Origin of the sequence: Rhodococcus sp. NPDC058639, assembly GCF_042717545.1 — a bacterium.
Lineage (GTDB): Bacteria > Actinomycetota > Actinomycetes > Mycobacteriales > Mycobacteriaceae > Rhodococcus.
On record NZ_JBHXRF010000002.1, the window covers coordinates 24,082 to 40,180 of the forward strand.

Annotated in this window: 18 protein-coding genes; 13 read left to right on the forward strand and 5 right to left on the reverse strand. The window is 66.1% G+C overall.

Annotated features, from left to right (window positions below; translation table 11 throughout):
* Positions 1-5: 5 nt before the first annotated feature.
* The 7 genes from panD (at position 6) to ACFWU2_RS03090 (ending at position 8,238) form a co-directional block, all read left to right on the forward strand.
* Positions 6-443, forward strand: coding sequence for an aspartate 1-decarboxylase (gene panD / locus ACFWU2_RS03060; protein WP_169622794.1), 438 nt, complete (start codon positions 6-8; stop codon positions 441-443).
* Positions 444-445: 2 nt separating this feature from the next.
* On the forward strand, positions 446-1,276 hold the full coding sequence (locus ACFWU2_RS03065; RefSeq protein WP_378600395.1) for a type III pantothenate kinase: 831 nt from the start codon (positions 446-448) through the stop codon (positions 1,274-1,276).
* Positions 1,277-1,368: 92 nt separating this feature from the next.
* Entirely contained in the window at positions 1,369-1,818 is a 450-nt protein-coding gene (locus ACFWU2_RS03070; RefSeq protein ID WP_378600400.1) for a rhodanese-like domain-containing protein, read from the forward strand.
* A 66-nt stretch (positions 1,819-1,884) separates the two neighbouring features.
* On the forward strand, positions 1,885-3,396 hold the full coding sequence (gene lysS, locus ACFWU2_RS03075; RefSeq protein ID WP_378600405.1) for a lysine--tRNA ligase: 1,512 nt from the start codon (positions 1,885-1,887) through the stop codon (positions 3,394-3,396).
* 99 nt (positions 3,397-3,495) lie between these two features.
* The gene (locus tag ACFWU2_RS03080) at positions 3,496-3,855 is read left to right on the forward strand and encodes an Lsr2 family protein (protein ID WP_169622790.1); all 360 of its coding nucleotides are present in this window, start codon (positions 3,496-3,498) and stop codon (positions 3,853-3,855) included.
* A gap of 152 nt (positions 3,856-4,007) precedes the next feature.
* The gene (locus tag ACFWU2_RS03085) at positions 4,008-5,438 is read left to right on the forward strand and encodes a phospholipase D-like domain-containing protein (protein WP_378600410.1); all 1,431 of its coding nucleotides are present in this window, start codon (positions 4,008-4,010) and stop codon (positions 5,436-5,438) included.
* A 259-nt stretch (positions 5,439-5,697) separates the two neighbouring features.
* Positions 5,698-8,238, forward strand: coding sequence for an ATP-dependent Clp protease ATP-binding subunit (locus ACFWU2_RS03090; RefSeq protein ID WP_378600415.1), 2,541 nt, complete (start codon positions 5,698-5,700; stop codon positions 8,236-8,238).
* Between the two features lie 80 nt (positions 8,239-8,318).
* Here the strand turns inward: ACFWU2_RS03090 and ACFWU2_RS03095 are convergent, their stop codons facing one another.
* Positions 8,319-8,924, reverse strand: a complete 606-nt coding sequence (locus ACFWU2_RS03095) for a TIGR03086 family metal-binding protein (protein ID WP_378600420.1) — start codon at positions 8,922-8,924, stop codon at positions 8,319-8,321.
* Positions 8,925-9,091: 167 nt separating this feature from the next.
* Between ACFWU2_RS03095 and ACFWU2_RS03100 the strand changes: the two genes are divergently transcribed.
* The gene (locus ACFWU2_RS03100; protein ID WP_169622786.1) at positions 9,092-9,532 is read left to right on the forward strand and encodes an OsmC family peroxiredoxin; all 441 of its coding nucleotides are present in this window, start codon (positions 9,092-9,094) and stop codon (positions 9,530-9,532) included.
* Positions 9,533-9,568: 36 nt separating this feature from the next.
* On the forward strand, positions 9,569-10,297 hold the full coding sequence (locus ACFWU2_RS03105) for a DsbA family oxidoreductase (RefSeq protein ID WP_378600424.1): 729 nt from the start codon (positions 9,569-9,571) through the stop codon (positions 10,295-10,297).
* A gap of 3 nt (positions 10,298-10,300) precedes the next feature.
* Here ACFWU2_RS03105 and ACFWU2_RS03110 read toward each other — a convergent pair whose 3' ends face one another.
* Positions 10,301-10,807 (reverse strand): DUF1990 domain-containing protein, encoded by a 507-nt coding sequence (locus ACFWU2_RS03110; RefSeq protein WP_378600428.1) that lies wholly within the window; start codon positions 10,805-10,807, stop codon positions 10,301-10,303.
* Positions 10,807-11,112, reverse strand: coding sequence for an antibiotic biosynthesis monooxygenase (locus ACFWU2_RS03115; protein ID WP_072702568.1), 306 nt, complete (start codon positions 11,110-11,112; stop codon positions 10,807-10,809). The genes ACFWU2_RS03110 and ACFWU2_RS03115 overlap by 1 nt, the downstream gene beginning before the upstream one ends.
* A 33-nt stretch (positions 11,113-11,145) precedes the next feature.
* Between ACFWU2_RS03115 and ACFWU2_RS03120 the strand changes: the two genes are divergently transcribed.
* Positions 11,146-11,886: an alpha/beta fold hydrolase gene (locus ACFWU2_RS03120; protein WP_378600433.1), complete on the forward strand. Its 741-nt coding sequence runs from the start codon at positions 11,146-11,148 to the stop codon at positions 11,884-11,886.
* A 31-nt stretch (positions 11,887-11,917) separates the two neighbouring features.
* On the opposite strand, the gene ACFWU2_RS03125 is transcribed toward ACFWU2_RS03120, so the two are convergent.
* A complete protein-coding gene (locus ACFWU2_RS03125) occupies positions 11,918-12,799 on the reverse strand; it encodes an A/G-specific adenine glycosylase (protein ID WP_378600438.1) in 882 nt (293 codons plus the stop codon).
* 93 nt (positions 12,800-12,892) lie between these two features.
* Here ACFWU2_RS03125 and ACFWU2_RS03130 point away from each other — a divergent pair, with 93 nt between their 5' ends.
* Together ACFWU2_RS03130 and ACFWU2_RS03135 are read left to right on the forward strand one after the other, a co-directional pair.
* On the forward strand, positions 12,893-13,519 hold the full coding sequence (locus ACFWU2_RS03130) for a carbonic anhydrase (protein WP_169622781.1): 627 nt from the start codon (positions 12,893-12,895) through the stop codon (positions 13,517-13,519).
* Positions 13,520-13,576: 57 nt separating this feature from the next.
* Positions 13,577-14,329: a hypothetical protein gene (locus tag ACFWU2_RS03135; protein ID WP_378600443.1), complete on the forward strand. Its 753-nt coding sequence runs from the start codon at positions 13,577-13,579 to the stop codon at positions 14,327-14,329.
* A gap of 9 nt (positions 14,330-14,338) precedes the next feature.
* Here the strand turns inward: ACFWU2_RS03135 and disA are convergent, their stop codons facing one another.
* Positions 14,339-15,421, reverse strand: coding sequence for a DNA integrity scanning diadenylate cyclase DisA (gene disA, locus ACFWU2_RS03140; RefSeq protein WP_378600448.1), 1,083 nt, complete (start codon positions 15,419-15,421; stop codon positions 14,339-14,341).
* A gap of 99 nt (positions 15,422-15,520) precedes the next feature.
* Between disA and ACFWU2_RS03145 the strand changes: the two genes are divergently transcribed.
* Complete coding sequence (locus tag ACFWU2_RS03145; RefSeq protein ID WP_378600453.1) at positions 15,521-16,084, forward strand: PaaI family thioesterase; 564 nt, start codon at positions 15,521-15,523, stop codon at positions 16,082-16,084.
* Positions 16,085-16,099 lie beyond the last annotated feature (15 nt).

A 16,099-nucleotide genomic window follows, 5' to 3' on the forward strand; every position in this document is an offset into this window, starting at 1 on the left:
CGAACATGTTCCGCACCATGATGAAGTCGAAGATCCACCGGGCCACGGTGACCCATGCGGACCTGCATTACGTCGGTTCGGTGACCGTCGATCAGGATCTGATGGACGCGGCGGACCTGCTCGAGGGGGAGCAGGTGTGCATCGTCGACATCGACAACGGCAACCGCCTCGAGACGTACGTGATCGCGGGGGAGCGCGGGTCGGGTGTCATCGGAATCAACGGCGCCGCAGCGCGTTTGGTCAGTCCCGGTGATCTGGTCATTCTCATTGCCTACGGCGTGATGAACGAGCAGGAATGCAAGGACTACAACCCGAGCGTCGTGTTCGTCGATGCCGACAATCGTCCGGTGGAACTCGGTAACGATCCGGCGCACGCGCCCGAGGGATCCGGTCTCATCACCCCCCGGATGCTGTCCACACTCGACGCACCGTCCCTGGTGTAGACATGCTCCTCGCCGTCGACGTCCGGAACACCAACATTGTTCTGGGCGTCTTCACGGGCAGCGGGACGCATTCGAAATTGCTGTGCGACCGGCGCGTGCGCACGGACCCGAGGATGACAGCCGACGAACTGGCTCTGCTCTTCCGGGGACTGCTCGGTGACGACGTCGACCGGATCACCGGCGTCGCCGCGTTGTCTACCGTGCCATCGGTGCTGCGCGAGTTGCGGATCATGCTGGGGCGCTACTGGTCCCAGGTGCCGCATGTGGTCGTCGAGCCGGGCGTCCGGACCGGAGTGCCGTTGCTCGTCGACAACCCCAAAGAGGTCGGCGCCGACCGCATCGTCAACAGCCTTGCGGCCCATCACTTCTACGGCTCTCCGTGTGTCATCGTGGACTTCGGTACATCCACGTGTGTCGACGTCGTGTCCGCCAAGGGCGAGTTCCTCGGTGGTGCCATCGCGCCCGGCGTGGAAATCGCGATGGACGCCCTCGCATCTCAGTCTGCGGCACTCCGGAAGGTCGAGTTGGTCCGGCCCCGCGGCGTTCTCGGGAAGAACACCGTCGAGTGCATGCAGTCCGGCGCGGTTTTCGGATTTGCCGGCATGGTCGACGGTCTCGTGCGGCGAGTGTGCGCGGAGGTGCCCGGATTCGGAGCCGACGACGTCGCGGTGATCGGGACAGGAGACAGCGCGCCGTTGATCATGCCCGAATCGCGGACGCTCGAGCACCACGAACCCGACCTCACCCTCGAAGGGCTGCGCCTGGTCTTCGAACGTAATCAGGTGAGACGCGCTACACGTGCCACGGGTTCCGCCGGACGCGGTTCTGTGTAAAGATGCTTCCGTGATCCGTTGCATGAGCGCCCAGGAGTGTTGTCGAGGCTGACGCCTGCCTCGACTGTCGACACTTTCCTGGGAGATCTCTCATGCGCGCTGCGCTGCTCGATTCTGCTTCTGTTTCTTCTGCCCCGGCCGCTCTGTTTCCGCTGGCGGTCGAACGCACCTATCCGACCGAACTCGCCGCGGCCGTCGCGCGCGGCGCCGTCGTCGTGGACATCCGCGGGCACGACGAACGGGCCGCTCAGGGCACATTGCCCGGTGCGCTGGCGATCGACGCCGCACTTGTGCCGGAGCGGCTCGACCCTGCTCACCCGAATCACCTCGCGCTGGCCACCGGCTACGACAAGGAGTGGATCCTCGTATCCGCGTACGGCGTGGAAACCCACCGTGTCGTCCTCGGGCTGCGCCGCCGTGGGTTGCGGGGTGCGACCGCACTCGTAGGTGGTTACGCGGCCGTCAAATCGGCGAATCTCGTCGACGCGGTCACCGAGGCCCGGCATGTCGCCGAAGACGTGGCGCGCGTCACCGCACACTGACTCTGCTGCACGCGGTGCGGTAGCTGCGGGATAAAAGCCCAGGGCTTTCGGATAGTCTGGTTACCCGTGAGTGATGCCAGTGTTCAGCAGCCCGACGATACCCCCGAGCAGATCCGGGTCCGCCGCGACAAGCGCGAACGACTCTTGGCGGAGGGTAAGGACGCCTATCCGGTCGTCGTGCCCCGGACACACACCCTGGCGCAGATCCGCGCCGCGTATCCCGACCTCGAACCTGACGCCACAACCGGCGAACAGGTGGGCGTGGTCGGACGCATCATCTTCCTCCGCAACACCGGCAAGCTCTGCTTCGCCACCTTGCAGGAGGGGGACGGCACCCAGCTGCAGGTCATGATCAGTCTCGCCGGCGTGGGAGAAGACGCTCTCGCGGCATGGAAGGCAGAGACCGACCTCGGCGACTTCGTGTTCGTCCACGGTGAGGTCATCAGCTCGCGCCGCGGTGAACTCAGCGTCATGGCCGACTCCTGGAGCATGGCGTCGAAGGCGCTGCGCCCGCTGCCCGTCGCGCACAAGGAGATGAACGAGGAGACACGCGTTCGTCAGCGTTACGTCGACCTCATCGTCCGCCCCGATGCCCGCCGGAACGCGCGGATGCGTGTCGCGGTGGTGCGTGAACTGCGCAATGCGCTCGAACGCCGGGATTTCCTCGAGGTCGAGACGCCGATGCTCCAGACTTTGCACGGTGGTGCCGCCGCGCGGCCGTTCGTCACCCATTCGAACGCACTCGACATGGACTTGTTCCTGCGTATCGCTCCCGAGTTGTTCCTCAAGCGATGTGTCGTCGGAGGCATCGAGAAGGTCTTCGAGATCAACCGGAATTTCCGTAACGAGGGCGCGGACTCCACGCACTCGCCCGAATTCTCGATGCTGGAAACCTACGAGGCGTACGGCACCTACGACGATTCGGCGAAGATGATCCGCGAGGTCATCCAGGAAGTCGCGATGGCGGCGTTCGGCAGCCATGTGGTCACACTGGCCGACGGCACCGAATACGACTTCGGCGGTGAATGGAAGACCCTCGAAATGTACCCGTCTCTGTCGCAGGCGATCGGCTCCGAGGTGACCCCGGAAACCACCGTCGACGAATTGAAGGCGCTTGCGGAACGTGTCGGTCTCGAGGTTCCGGAGGGCAAGGGCTGGGGCCACGGCAAGCTCGTCGAGGAACTCTGGGAACACATGTGCGGCGATCAGTTGTACACGCCCACTTTCGTGCGTGATTTCCCGGTGGAGACGTCGCCCCTCACGCGGGATCACCGCTCGGTGAAGGGTGTCACCGAGAAATGGGACCTCTACGTTCGCGGTTTCGAACTCGCTACGGGTTACTCGGAACTCGTGGATCCGGTGATCCAGCGTGAGCGTTTCGTCGATCAGGCGCGGCTCGCGTCCGCCGGCGACGACGAGGCGATGGTTCTCGACGAAGATTTCCTCTCGGCCATGGAACAGGGAATGCCGCCGACGACGGGGACGGGAATGGGAATCGACCGCCTGCTGATGGCGCTGACCGGCCTGGGAATCCGGGAAACAATCCTGTTTCCGATTGTTCGTCCGACCACGCGTTAATTCCACCCACCGAGTTTCGTATTGCCATGGGTTAATTCAGGGGTATCGTGGTCCTGTCCCGGGGGGGCTGCTTTCTTCATTCGAGAGGATTCTCAACACATGGCAAAGAAGGTCACCGTCACTCTGATCGACGATGTGGACCAGGAAACGGCCGCAGATGAATCGGTGGAGTTCGGACTCGATGGAGTTACCTACGAGATCGACCTGTCCGAAGAGAATGCTGCCAAGTTGCGCGACCAGTTGGAATTCTGGATCGAGCACGCACGAAAGGTAGGGGGCCGCAAGCGCGGCAAGGTCGGTCCGTCGACCACTCCCACCACGCGCAAGCCCGCACGGGCCGGCTCGGATCGTGAACAGACTGCCGCCATTCGTGAATGGGCGCGGAACAACGATTGGCCGGTCTCTGCACGCGGCCGCATCTCCGCGGAAATCGTGGAAGCCTACAACCAGGCCCACTAGGAATTCCGACGCAGGAGTGATCCCGCGGGGGCGTCGTCACCTGGTGGCGGCGCCCCCGTGCACGTCAGGGCATACACCCGCCGATGCGCGGTCCTCTGTTTTGCGCAACACATTTCTGGGGGACCTACCCGTGCCGGGGTAGGATTCGCAGGATGGTTGACAGAGTGCTCGAGCCGGGAAAAACGTGTTGGCGTACCGCACGTGCGACCAATCTTACTTCGATCGTCGATGCAGCATCCTATTTTCATCACGTTAAATCCGCGATGCTCGGCGCGAAAAAACGGATTATACTCATCGGCTGGGATTTCGACACCCGGATCCAATTCGAGCCGGACGGCAAAACGCTCGAGGGCCCGAACAGGCTCGGCGCATTTCTGAAGTGGCTCCCGCGCCACCGTCCCGACCTCGAGGTCTATCTGCTGAAGTGGAATATCGGGGCCTTCAGCGCCCTCGGCCGTGGGATGACGCCCGTGTTCGTACTCGACTGGTTCACCGAATCACGGCTACACCTCGAGATCGACGGCGCGCACCCGGTGGGTGCTGCACACCACCAGAAGATCATCGTCGTCGACGACGAAATCGCGTTCTGCGGTGGAATCGACATGACCGTCGACCGGTGGGACACCTCGGACCACGCGGACCGGAGCCGATACCGCCGGGAGCCTTCGGGGAAGCGATACGGCCCGTGGCACGACGTCACCACCGCAGTAGACGGCGAGGCCGCGCGAGCGCTGGGCGAACTGGCCAGAGCGCGCTGGAAGGCCGCTACCGGCGAAGAACTCGGACCCGTCGAAGGAACCGAACCGATCTGGCCCGAGGGACTCGAGCCGACCGTGCGCGACGTCGACGTCTCGATCGCGCGTACGTTGCCGAGGTACGGCGATCAGGAGGGCGTCCACGAGATCGAAGCGCTGTACCACGCGATCATCGAGAAGACGCGCCGCACCCTGTACCTGGAGAGCCAGTACCTGGCATCGCGCACCCTCGCGGAGGCGCTCGCGGCGCGCCTGCAGGAGCCGGACGGCCCCGAAATCGTGCTCGTACTTCCGCGCAACGCCGACGGCTGGCTCGAACAGAAGGCGATGGACGGCGCCCGGCGTGCTCTTCTCCACTTACTGTGGGACGCCGACGTGCACGGCCGCTTCGGCGTGTACTACCCGGTGACCGAGGGCGGCAACCCGATCTACGTCCACGCAAAGGTAGTCGTGATGGACGAGAACGTCTTGCGAATCGGTTCGTCGAACCTCAACAACCGTTCCATGGGATTCGACACCGAGTGTGATCTCGCGATCGAAGCGGCAGAACCCGGGGACCGGGTGGGCAGGGCTGCGGTCGACCTGCGCAACACGCTGCTCGCCGAGCACCTCGGCGTAGACGTCGGAAAAATCGAGGAAGCCACGGCGGACGGCGGCTCGCTGCTCGCGGCGGTCGAGCGCTTCCGCGGGCCCGGGCGTTCACTGCGTCCCTTCGAACCCGCTACCGTGGATGGGGAGGACAGCGTGCTCGCCGAGAGCAGCCTCGCGGACCCGGAGCGTGCCCCGAGCAGCCTCGGAAGGCGTCTGCAGCGCGTCCTCGCAGGCTGACGGCCTGTTCGCTTCTGGCGTACAGCTTGCGGAAACGTATCCGCCACGTGCAGCGTTACAACCTATAGCCGGGTTTTTCCTCAACCTCCGAAGGGTAGAGGGAGAGCGGGTCGATACCACGCCAACTAGAGTGTGCAGTGGGAACGTGGAACCTTCACCGGTTCCGATGAACGACTCGAGTGCCGGAGCTAAGAGCGGCAGCAGAGATCCGGGACGATCGCGTATCGGATTCTGCGGCCGGAGAGTGTGAGGGAGTGCGATGTTCGAAAGGTTCACCGATCGCGCGCGGCGCGTCGTTGTCCTGGCTCAAGAAGAGGCCAGGATGCTCAACCACAACTACATCGGCACGGAGCACATCCTCCTCGGCCTCATCCACGAGGGTGAGGGTGTGGCGGCGAAGTCTCTCGAGTCGTTGGGGATCTCCCTCGAAGGTGTCCGGAGCCAGGTCGAAGAGATCATCGGCCAGGGTCAGCAGGCACCGTCCGGGCATATTCCTTTCACTCCCCGTGCCAAGAAGGTTCTCGAGCTGAGCCTGCGCGAAGCGCTCCAGCTCGGCCACAACTACATCGGTACCGAGCACATCCTGCTCGGCCTGATTCGCGAGGGTGAAGGCGTGGCCGCTCAGGTCCTCGTCAAGCTCGGCGCCGACCTCAACCGGGTCCGGCAGCAGGTCATCCAGCTGCTCTCCGGTTACCAGGGCAAGGAACCCGCGGAATCCGGCACGAGCCGCGGCGAGTCCGGCACCCCGTCGACATCCCTCGTCCTCGATCAGTTCGGTCGCAACCTCACGCAGGCCGCGCTCGAAGGCAAGCTCGATCCGGTCATCGGCCGGGCCAAGGAAATCGAGCGGGTCATGCAGGTGCTCTCGCGCCGCACCAAGAACAACCCGGTGCTGATCGGTGAGCCCGGTGTCGGTAAGACCGCCGTCGTCGAAGGCCTCGCGCAGGCCATCGTGAACGGTGAGGTTCCCGAGACCCTCAAGGACAAGCAGCTCTACACGCTCGACCTGGGTTCGCTCGTCGCCGGCAGCCGTTACCGCGGTGACTTCGAAGAGCGCTTGAAGAAGGTGCTCAAGGAGATCAACAGCCGCGGCGACATCATCCTGTTCATCGACGAGCTGCACACGCTCGTCGGCGCAGGTGCCGCCGAAGGCGCGATCGACGCCGCGTCGATCCTGAAGCCGAAGCTCGCCCGTGGTGAGCTCCAGACCATCGGTGCGACCACCCTCGACGAGTACCGCAAGTACATCGAGAAGGATGCCGCTCTCGAGCGTCGCTTCCAGCCGGTCCAGGTCGGCGAGCCGACGGTCGAGCACACCATCGAGATCCTCAAGGGCCTCCGGGACCGGTACGAGGCGCACCACCGCGTCTCGATCACCGACAAGGCGCTCGTCGCGTCCGCGACGCTGGCCGACCGGTACATCAACGACCGCTTCCTGCCGGACAAGGCGATCGACCTCATCGACGAGGCGGGCGCGCGAATGCGCATCCGCCGGATGACCGCACCGCCGGACCTGCGCGAGTTCGACGACCGGATCGCCGACGCCCGTCGCGAGAAGGAATCGGCGATCGACGCGCAGGACTTCGAGAAGGCTGCAAGCCTGCGCGACAAGGAGAAGCAGCTCGTCGCGCAGCGTGCCGAGCGTGAGAAGCAGTGGCGTGCAGGCGACCTCGACGTGATCGCGGAGGTCGACGAGGAGCAGATCGCAGAGGTTCTCGCGAACTGGACCGGTATCCCCGTGTTCAAGCTCACCGAGGAGGAGACCACCCGTCTGCTCCGCATGGAAGACGAGCTGCACAAGCGGATCATCGGCCAGGAGGACGCGGTCAAGGCTGTCGCGAAGGCGATCCGGCGTACGCGTGCCGGGCTCAAGGACCCGAAGCGTCCGTCCGGTTCCTTCATCTTCGCCGGTCCGTCCGGTGTCGGTAAGACCGAGCTCTCCAAGGCACTGGCGAACTTCCTCTTCGGCGAGGACGACGCGCTCATCCAGATCGACATGGGTGAGTTCCACGACCGGTTCACCGCGTCGCGTCTGTTCGGTGCACCTCCCGGCTACGTCGGATACGAAGAGGGCGGCCAGCTCACCGAGAAGGTGCGCCGCAAGCCGTTCTCGGTGGTGCTCTTCGACGAGATCGAAAAGGCCCACCAGGAGATCTACAACACGCTCCTGCAGGTCCTCGAAGACGGTCGTCTCACCGACGGTCAGGGACGCACGGTGGACTTCAAGAACACGGTGCTGATCTTCACGTCGAACCTCGGTACGTCGGACATCTCCAAGGCTGTCGGCCTGGGCTTCACCCACGGCAGCGACAGCGGGTCCAACTACGAGCGGATGAAGAACAAGGTCAACGACGAGCTCAAGAAGCACTTCCGGCCGGAGTTCCTCAACCGTATCGACGACATCATCGTCTTCCACCAGCTGACGAAGGATCAGATCATCCAGATGGTCGATCTGATGATCGGACGCGTGGAGAGGGCGTTGAAGAACAAGGACATGGGCATCGAGCTCACCGAGAAGGCGAAGTCGCTGCTCGCGAAGCGCGGATTCGACCCGGTCCTGGGCGCTCGTCCGCTCCGTCGCACCATCCAGCGTGAGATCGAGGATCAGCTCTCCGAGAAGATCCTGTTCGGCGAGATCGGCTCCGGCCATATCGTGCTCGTCGACGTCGAGAACTGGGACGGCGAAGGCGCCGGTGAGAACGCGAAGTTCACGTTCACACCGAGCGAGAAGCCGGCCGAGGTGCCCGACACCCCGGCGGTCGTCATGGCGAAGACCCCCGAAGGGGAGCCGGAAGCCTGACATCGCGTTCCGATAGACACGCCCGAGGGGCGGCACCCGCAACGGGTGCCGCCCCTCGGGCATCGACGGGATAGTGGCCGTCAGGCGCCGCCCGGTTGCATCCACGGGGCGGTCACGCGGCCGCACCAGTTGGCGAGTCGTTCGGTCGGACCGGCATCCGGAGTCGAGTCGACGACGGGACCGAACGGCACCTCCCCGCCGCGGGGTGAGGCAGGCAGCGCATGCTGCATGATCTCGTGAGCAGCGAGGGCCAGTGCCGGGTCGGCCTCCGGATTCTGTCCGGTGGAGACGGCCAGATCCCAGCCGTGCACGAGTACCTCGTTGAGAGAGACCAGCACGGCGGCCCGCCCGGGGAAGGTGCCCCACGGTGCCGTGACTGGCCTGTCGAGAAGGCTGTCGTCGTCCCAGACCTCCCAGTACCGCTCGGTAACGGCATCCAGCGTGCTGGGCCATGCGTCGTCGGGTGACGAGAGGGCCTCGGGGACCGAGTGGACGTCGCCGCCCATGCCGATGACCCGGCCACGATCGACAGTGGAGGCGAGATGTCCGAGGAGTGTCCGGACATCGAATTCGGGGCAGGGCGTGGGATCGGACATCTGTTCCGGGCGGACACCCGCGAACAAGTCACCCGCCCACCCGAGAGCGCTGCGGAACAGTGGACGAGGATCGTGCTGGGCAGTGGTCATGCAGACAGGATCCGTCGTCACAGCGTGGGACCCGGTCCCGATTCGGACGAGCGATGCGGTATCGAGACCTCGTTCCGCCCGGGGCGCGGGAAAGACTGCGAGTGTGGTTTCGGACGGGCTCGGGTACGCCATCCCGAGACCCCCGTACACCATAGGAAGGACTCAGGATGCCCACACGGACCGCGCGAACTGCTTGGAACGGCGACCTGCAAAACGGAGCCGGGCAGGTGGAACTCACAAGTTCGGGCCGCGGCACGTTCGATGTCTCGTTCCCGAAGCGATCGGCGGAGAACGCCGACGGCACCACCAGCCCCGAGGAACTCATCGCTGCGGCGCACTCCGCCTGCTACGCGATGCAACTCTCCGCCCTGATCGCGGAAGCGGGAGGAACCCCGCAAAGTCTCGACGTCGGCGCCGACGTATCGCTAGGACCGGATCCGGCCGGTGGGTTCCGGCTCACGGGCATCACGCTGAAGGTGCGCGGTGAGGTCGACGGACTGGATGCCGACGGCTTCATGAAGGCAGCGCAGGATGCCAAGGCGAGTTGCCCGGTGAGCAAGGCGCTGACGGGTGTGGAGATCTCGCTGGACGCTGCCCTCGAGTCCTGAGGGAACAGCGCTCCGAGCGCACGCGTTGGACGAGTCGTGACGACTCCTCAAATTGCTCTCCCCACCGCCCACATCGAAGTGTGGTCGGATATTGCGTGTCCCTGGTGCTACATCGGCAAGCGCCGGTTCGCCGCGGCACTCGACGAATTCGAGCACCGCGACCGTGTCGAGGTCACGTGGCGTTCCTACCAGCTCGCACCGGAAACCCCGGTGGGGAGGCGCAAGCCCGAGTCCGAAGCCCTCGCGGAGATGAAGGGCATGCCCCTCGAGCAGGTTCGGCAGATGTTCTCGCAGGTCTCGGGCGCTGCCGCCGAGGTCGGTGTCGAGATCGACTTCGACACCGTGATCGCGGCCAATACGTTCGACGCGCACCGGCTCGTGCACCTCGCCGGCACGCGCGGTGAGGACCTTGTCGAGGCGTTGTTCCATGCGCATTTCGTCGAGGGTGAAGTCGTGGACGATCGCGAGGCGCTGGTGCGCATCGCCGCGTCGGCCGGATTGAACGCGGATGTCGTTCGCGCCGAACTCGAATCCGACGCCGCGGCGGACGCGGTACGTGCGGATCTGCTCGCGGCGCGTCAGCTCGGAGTCACAGGTGTTCCGTTCTTTGTGGCGAACCGCGCTGTCGCAGTCTCGGGTGCGCAGCCCGAGGACGTGTTTCTCGCGTTGCTGCACCGTGCGATCGAGGACGTCGACGCGACCGCCGGGGAAGCGGCACCGGGCGGTGTCGGCGTAAGCGGCGCAGGCGACGGGTGTCCTGTCTGACCGTTACCCGGTCAGGGCTTCCAGATAGCGACCCGCGATGTGCTTCTGCAGGACGGGAGCGATCGGCCCGGCCAGGGCCGTGAACCATCGTCCCGGACGCGAGAACGCCACCACCCGGCCCACGACGCGACCGTCGGGGGCGCGTTCGACGAGGAAGGTCTCCTCACCGATCTCGGGATGGCCGGCGAGCGTGCCGTAGGTGAAGCCCCGCCGATCTGCGGTGTCGACGACGGCAACCACGCGGCACCACGCCGGGAATCTCACCGGCCCGATACCGGCCTCGAGCCGCACGTCGACCCCCACCGCGGGTGCCGGGGTGTTCCGCGGAACGCGGAGTCCCGCCGCACGGTGCATGTCCCACTCGAACAGCCGAGCAGCGGCGGTGTCGAAGACGACATCGCCGCTGCCCAGAACACGTTCGATCCTCATGTGCCGGTACCCGGACGGGAGCGCGCCCAGCGACGCTCCGACCTCCGGATACGTCAGGTCGCGCCCTCCAGGCGCGGTCATCAGGACTTCTTGACGTCCAGCACGACCTCGAATTCCAACAGCGACGCTCCGGACGCGACGGGGTTCTTCGCTTCGCCGGCGTGCGCTGCACGGGCACCACCGTCACGCCAGGCTGCGAAATCTTCTTCGGTTTCCCACTGGGTGACCACGAAGTAGCGGTTCTCGCCGGCGGTGGGGCGCAGCAACTGGAAGCCCAGGAACCCGGGCGAATTCTCGACGGTGTGCGCGCGATTCGCGAACCGCTTCTCCAGCTCGGGTCCGGCACCTTCGGGGATTTCGATTGCGTTGATCTTCACGACTGCCATGGTCGCGACATTACTCCGCTACCTTGGGCCACTGTGTTGCATGACGAAGGTGGTAGCGGTCGGCCGATCCTGTTGTTGCACGGTCTCATGGGAAGCGCGCGTACGTGGCGTCGCCAGGTGCCGTGGCTCCGGGAGCACGGCCACGTGTATTCGTTCGATGCGGCGGGCCACGGCCGCGCGGCGCCGGCGGACCTCGGCACCGACGCGTTCGTTGCCGACCTGGCGGCCCACCTCGGCGGGAGCACCGAACCGTTCGTCGTGATCGGGCATTCGATGGGTGCACTGCACGCGTGGTGCCTCGCAGCGGCGCACCCGGGCCTGGTCGCAGCGCTCGTCCTCGAAGACATGGCACCCGATTTCCGTGGCCGGACCGCCGAGAACTGGGCGGCAATGGTGGGGCAGTGGCCGCAGCCTTTCCCCACCGACGACGCGGTGCTCGACTTCTTCGGTCCGGTCGCCGGACGCTATTTCCTCGACTCGTTCACGCGTCGCGCGGACGGCTGGCATCTGCACGGCGACGTCTCGACATTCCGTGACATCTCCGAAGAGTGGGGCCGCAGGCACTTCTGGGACGAGTGGACGGCCTCGACCGTCCCCGCGCTGCTCATCGAGGGCGAGTTCACCATCACCCCGCCGGGGCAGATGCGGGAAATGGCGAGCCGCCGACCGGGAACCGGCTACGTCCGTATCGAGGGTGCCGGGCATCTCGTGCACGACGATCGGCCCGACGAGTACCGCGCGGTCGTCGAAGAATTCCTGACCGGCCTGCCCTGAAAGCCGCGGACCGGACTACGGCACGACGAGGTCAGCGACCCGCTTCCCCGGCAAGAGCGAACAGGCCGTCGTCGGTCTGCTCGACGAGTCCGTCGACGAGGAGCGAGTGCAGCGCCCGGTCGCGCTGCCCGGGGTCGTCGAGCCACACACTGTCGAGCGCGGGCCGCTCCACAGGTCCTGTGCTCTCCCGGAGGACGGCCATCAGACGCCCCCGGACCTGACGGTCGGTCCCGGCGAACTTCTGCACGCGTTTCACCGGACCGTCGTGGGCCGGTCGACCCGCCTGTACCCATGCGCATTCCGGTAAGGGGCACCGTCCGCAGTCCGGGGTCCGGGCGGTGCAGATGGTCGCGCCGAGTTCCATCAGGGCGGCGGAGAACGTCGCCGCCCGCGCACGGGTGCGCGGAAGCAGAGCCTCGACGTCTGCGAGATCTCGTGTGGTGGAGGGGTTTCCCGGCTCTGCTCGACCGTGCACGGCGCGAGCGACGACGCGGCGAACATTCGTGTCCACCACCGGCACGCGACGCCCGTAGGCGAAGCACGCGACCGCACGCGCCGTGTAGGCGCCTACGCCGGGCAGTGTCAGGAGCACGTCGACGTCCTCGGGGACACGGTCGTCGTGCCGCGCGGCGAGCACCCCCGCGCACTCGTGCAGGCGCAACGCGCGCCGGGGGTAGCCGAGTTTCCCCCATGCGCGCAGGACGTCGGCCTGACTCGACGCAGCCATCGCCGACGGCACGGGCCATCGCCGCACCCACTCCTCCCATATCGGCGCGACGCGCACGACCGGGGTCTGCTGCAGCATCACCTCGGACATGAGGATCTGCCAGCCCGTCACACCGTCGCGGCGCCACGGCAGGTCGCGTGCTTCCGCGGCGTACCAACGCACCAGCGAAGTGGCGTCAACAGGCATTTCTTCTCCTTCTGTCCCGGATGTGGGACCTTTGTGCGCGGCAGTGGGACCACTGCGTGAGGGTCGCGAAGGTCCCGGGTGAATAATGCCCTTATGCCCAATTCAAACCCGATCTCCGCCTGGAAAGCTCTGACCGAGGGTAATCAGCGATTCGTCGCCGGAACTCCGCAGCATCCGAGCCAAGGGATCGACCGCCGGGCCGAACTGGTCAACGGTCAGCACCCCACCGCGGTGTTGTTCGGGTGCGGCGACTCCCGAGTCGCCGCCGAGATCATCTTCGACCAGGGTCTCGGCGATATGTTCGTGGTCCGGACGGCCGGACATGTCATCGACAGCTCGGTGCTGGGCTCGATCGAGTACGCGGTCGAGGTGCTCGGGGTGCCGCTCATCGTCGTGCTCGGGCACGACAGTTGCGGCGCCGTCGGCGCGACGCTGACAGCACTCGACACGGGTGAGGTTCCCCGCGGTCACATTCGGAGCATCATCGAGCGGGTCGCGCCGTCGATCCTGATGGGCCGGGCGGACGGATTGTCCACCGTCGACGAACTCGAGGTCCGGCACGTCGTCGAAACCGGGCGGCTTCTCACCGACCGGTCGCGGATCATCGCCGAGCGGGTTGCCGACGGACGATGCGCGATCGCCGGCGTCACCTACCGGCTCGACGACGGTCATGTCCAGTTGCAGGGGCACATCGGCGACATCGGTGTGACCGCCGACTGAGCGACACGCCGAGCGCTATGCCGCAGCGCATCCGGGCTGGCACTTACCGTGTGAGGCGTGCTTGAACCCACCGGCCCATTGCCCCCCGAGATCTATCGGCGACGACGCACGCTCGCGATCGTCGTCGCTGTGGTCGTGCTGGCGTTGGTCGTGTGGCTCGTCGTCGCCCTGACCGGCGGCGACGACACCGAACCGGAACCTGCGGCAGCTCAGTCCACGTTGACCTCCACCACCGAAACAGAGCCTTCCTCGGGTGCCGCAGAGACTGCGAGCACGCAGAGCGACGGCTCCGACGGCGAAGGAGACACCTCGTCGCAGGATGCGTCGGGGTCGGGCGGATCGACGTCCGGCACGACGACTGCGGATTCGGCGGAGCAGTCCGGAGCCGAGACGACCGCCGCGGCGGCCCCGCCGGGCCAGTGCCCCGACCAGTCGCTCGCAGTGCGCGTCACCGCCGACGAGCCCAACTACCAGACGGGTACCGAGCCCGGTTTCACGATCGTCATCACCAACATCGGCACCGCCAAATGCGACCGTGACCTCGGGGCCGGACTGCAGCAGGTTCTCGTGTACACCCTCGACGGCAACGAGCGACTGTGGTCCAACACCGACTGCTTTCCCGAGCCCACGTCCGACATGCGGACTCTGGAACCGGGTGACCAGGCGGCCTACTCCGTCAAGTGGTCCGCGTCGACGTCCGAGCCGGGGTGCGAGTCGCCGCGCGAGCCCGTCGGTCCGGGTGCGTACACGGTGGTCGGTCAGCTCGGCGGCCTCCGCAGTACGCCGGAGCCGTTCAACATCACGCCCTGAATCGCCGCGTCAGTCGTAATGGTTGATGGCCGATTCGGCCAGCCGTGACAGTCCTTCCCGGATGTAGCGCGCCCACAGGGCACCGATGCCGTCGACGGCCTGCAGATCCGCTGCGGTAGCCGCGAGCAGACCCTGCAACGTACCGAACGCGGCGACAAGCCGATGAATCTGCTGGGATTGCAGCCGCGGCACGCGGTGCAGCACCCGGTATCCGCGGGGACTCATCGGCGCGTCGAGCGCCTCGATGGTGTCGGGATAGCCGAACGCCCTCGAGAGCGTGGTCAGGTCCAGCAGGTCCGTGTCGCTGAGGCCGGCGAGGCGATCGAGCGCCTGTTCCACGCCCAGCGTCGACGGCGGCTCGTCACCCGACAGATAGTCGCGGACGATGAGCTGCCGGGCCAACTGATTGTCGCCGACCAGTTCCTCGAGCTGGAGTGCCAATTGCCGGCCGTCGGTACCGAGTTCGAGCACGTCCTGTTCGATCTCCACCGACAGGCGGTGCATCATCTCGAGCCGTTGCGCCACAGTGAGGGCGTCGCGCAGCGTGACGATGTCTTCGATCTCCACCACCGACAGCTGCCGGGTGACGTCGTCGAGCCGCGCCTTGTAGCGCTCGAGCGTGGAGACGGCCTGGTTGGCGCGGGAGAGGATCGTCGCCGAGTCGTTGATCACGTGCCGGCGTCCCGCGACGTACACGCTCACGATGCTCATCGACTGGCTCACCGACACGACGGGGTAACCGGTTTCGATGGCCGTGCGCTCCGCGGCCCGGTGGCGGGTACCGGACTCGACGGTGGGGATGCTCGGATCGGGAACGAGCTGGACGTTGGCGCGGACGATGCGGCTGCCGTCGGTCGAGACCACGACGGCGCCGTCCATCTTCGACAGCTCGCGCATCCGGGTCGGTGCGAATTCCACGTCCAGTTCGAAGCCGCCGTCGCACAGCGCCGCGACCTTCTCGTCGAAACCGAGAACGATCAGTCCACCCGTCCGGCCGCGCAGAATACGTTCGAGCCCGTCGCGCAGGGCGGTACCGGGAGCGAGTCGGGCGATGGTGTCGCTCAGCGTCGCGGACCGCGCCGACTCGGTCATGTGGCAGATTCCTTCCGTGTCCCGGACCCTGCGGTCGTGGTCACATTTCAGGGAGGGAAGAAAAAGGCTCCCGTGACCGCGCAACTACATTACTTGTTCATGAGCAGTACCTGGACCTTGCCCGACGACCTCGTTCTTCCCGACCCTCCGGCTGACCACCCCGGCCCGGGCGCTCCTGTGCCCCAGCACTGGTCCAAGTGCTTCGGATGCGGAGACGATCAGCCCACCGGCCTCGGAATGGAATTCACCACCGGGGAGGGACTCGAGGTGATCGGCCGGTTCGAGGTCGCCAAGCGCTACCAGGGCGGTCCGGGCTTCATCCACGGCGGCATCCTGATGACCGCGTTCGACGAGGCGCAGGGCATGGCCTGCAACGCCGCGCTGCGTTCGGCTGTGGTCACCGCCCATCTGGGCATCGACTTCGCGCGTCCCATCCCGCTCGGCGCGGTCCTCGAGTTGCGGGCCCGGGTGGAGGGCACGGTGCGTCGCAAGGTCTACACGCGCTCGGAGGCCCGGATCATCGAGGGGCCGCTGGCAGATCCCGACGTGATCGTGGGTTCGTCCTACGGGCTGTTCATCGTCGTGGGACACGAGCATTTCGCCAAGGGGAAGAATTTCGCCGACGGACTGCCCGGCGGCGACCAGGACATCTCCGCGGTCTGATGCGTGCCGGGCTCG

Coding starts and splice junctions, on each gene's coding strand:
- ACFWU2_RS03090 (WP_378600415.1), top strand. CDS start 5,698: ATGTTCGAAAGGTTCACCGATCGCGCGCGGCGCGTCGTTGTCCTGGCT.
- ACFWU2_RS03145 (WP_378600453.1), top strand. CDS start 15,521: ATGAGCAGTACCTGGACCTTGCCCGACGACCTCGTTCTTCCCGACCCT.
- ACFWU2_RS03095 (WP_378600420.1), bottom strand. CDS start 8,924: ATGACCACTGCCCAGCACGATCCTCGTCCACTGTTCCGCAGCGCTCTC.
- ACFWU2_RS03085 (WP_378600410.1), top strand. CDS start 4,008: ATGGTTGACAGAGTGCTCGAGCCGGGAAAAACGTGTTGGCGTACCGCA.
- ACFWU2_RS03125 (WP_378600438.1), bottom strand. CDS start 12,799: ATGCCTGTTGACGCCACTTCGCTGGTGCGTTGGTACGCCGCGGAAGCA.
- ACFWU2_RS03130 (WP_169622781.1), top strand. CDS start 12,893: ATGCCCAATTCAAACCCGATCTCCGCCTGGAAAGCTCTGACCGAGGGT.
- ACFWU2_RS03110 (WP_378600428.1), bottom strand. CDS start 10,807: ATGACCGCGCCTGGAGGGCGCGACCTGACGTATCCGGAGGTCGGAGCG.
- ACFWU2_RS03080 (WP_169622790.1), top strand. CDS start 3,496: ATGGCAAAGAAGGTCACCGTCACTCTGATCGACGATGTGGACCAGGAA.
- disA (WP_378600448.1), bottom strand. CDS start 15,421: ATGACCGAGTCGGCGCGGTCCGCGACGCTGAGCGACACCATCGCCCGA.
- panD (WP_169622794.1), top strand. CDS start 6: ATGTTCCGCACCATGATGAAGTCGAAGATCCACCGGGCCACGGTGACC.
- ACFWU2_RS03115 (WP_072702568.1), bottom strand. CDS start 11,112: ATGGCAGTCGTGAAGATCAACGCAATCGAAATCCCCGAAGGTGCCGGA.
- ACFWU2_RS03065 (WP_378600395.1), top strand. CDS start 446: ATGCTCCTCGCCGTCGACGTCCGGAACACCAACATTGTTCTGGGCGTC.
- ACFWU2_RS03070 (WP_378600400.1), top strand. CDS start 1,369: ATGCGCGCTGCGCTGCTCGATTCTGCTTCTGTTTCTTCTGCCCCGGCC.
- ACFWU2_RS03100 (WP_169622786.1), top strand. CDS start 9,092: ATGCCCACACGGACCGCGCGAACTGCTTGGAACGGCGACCTGCAAAAC.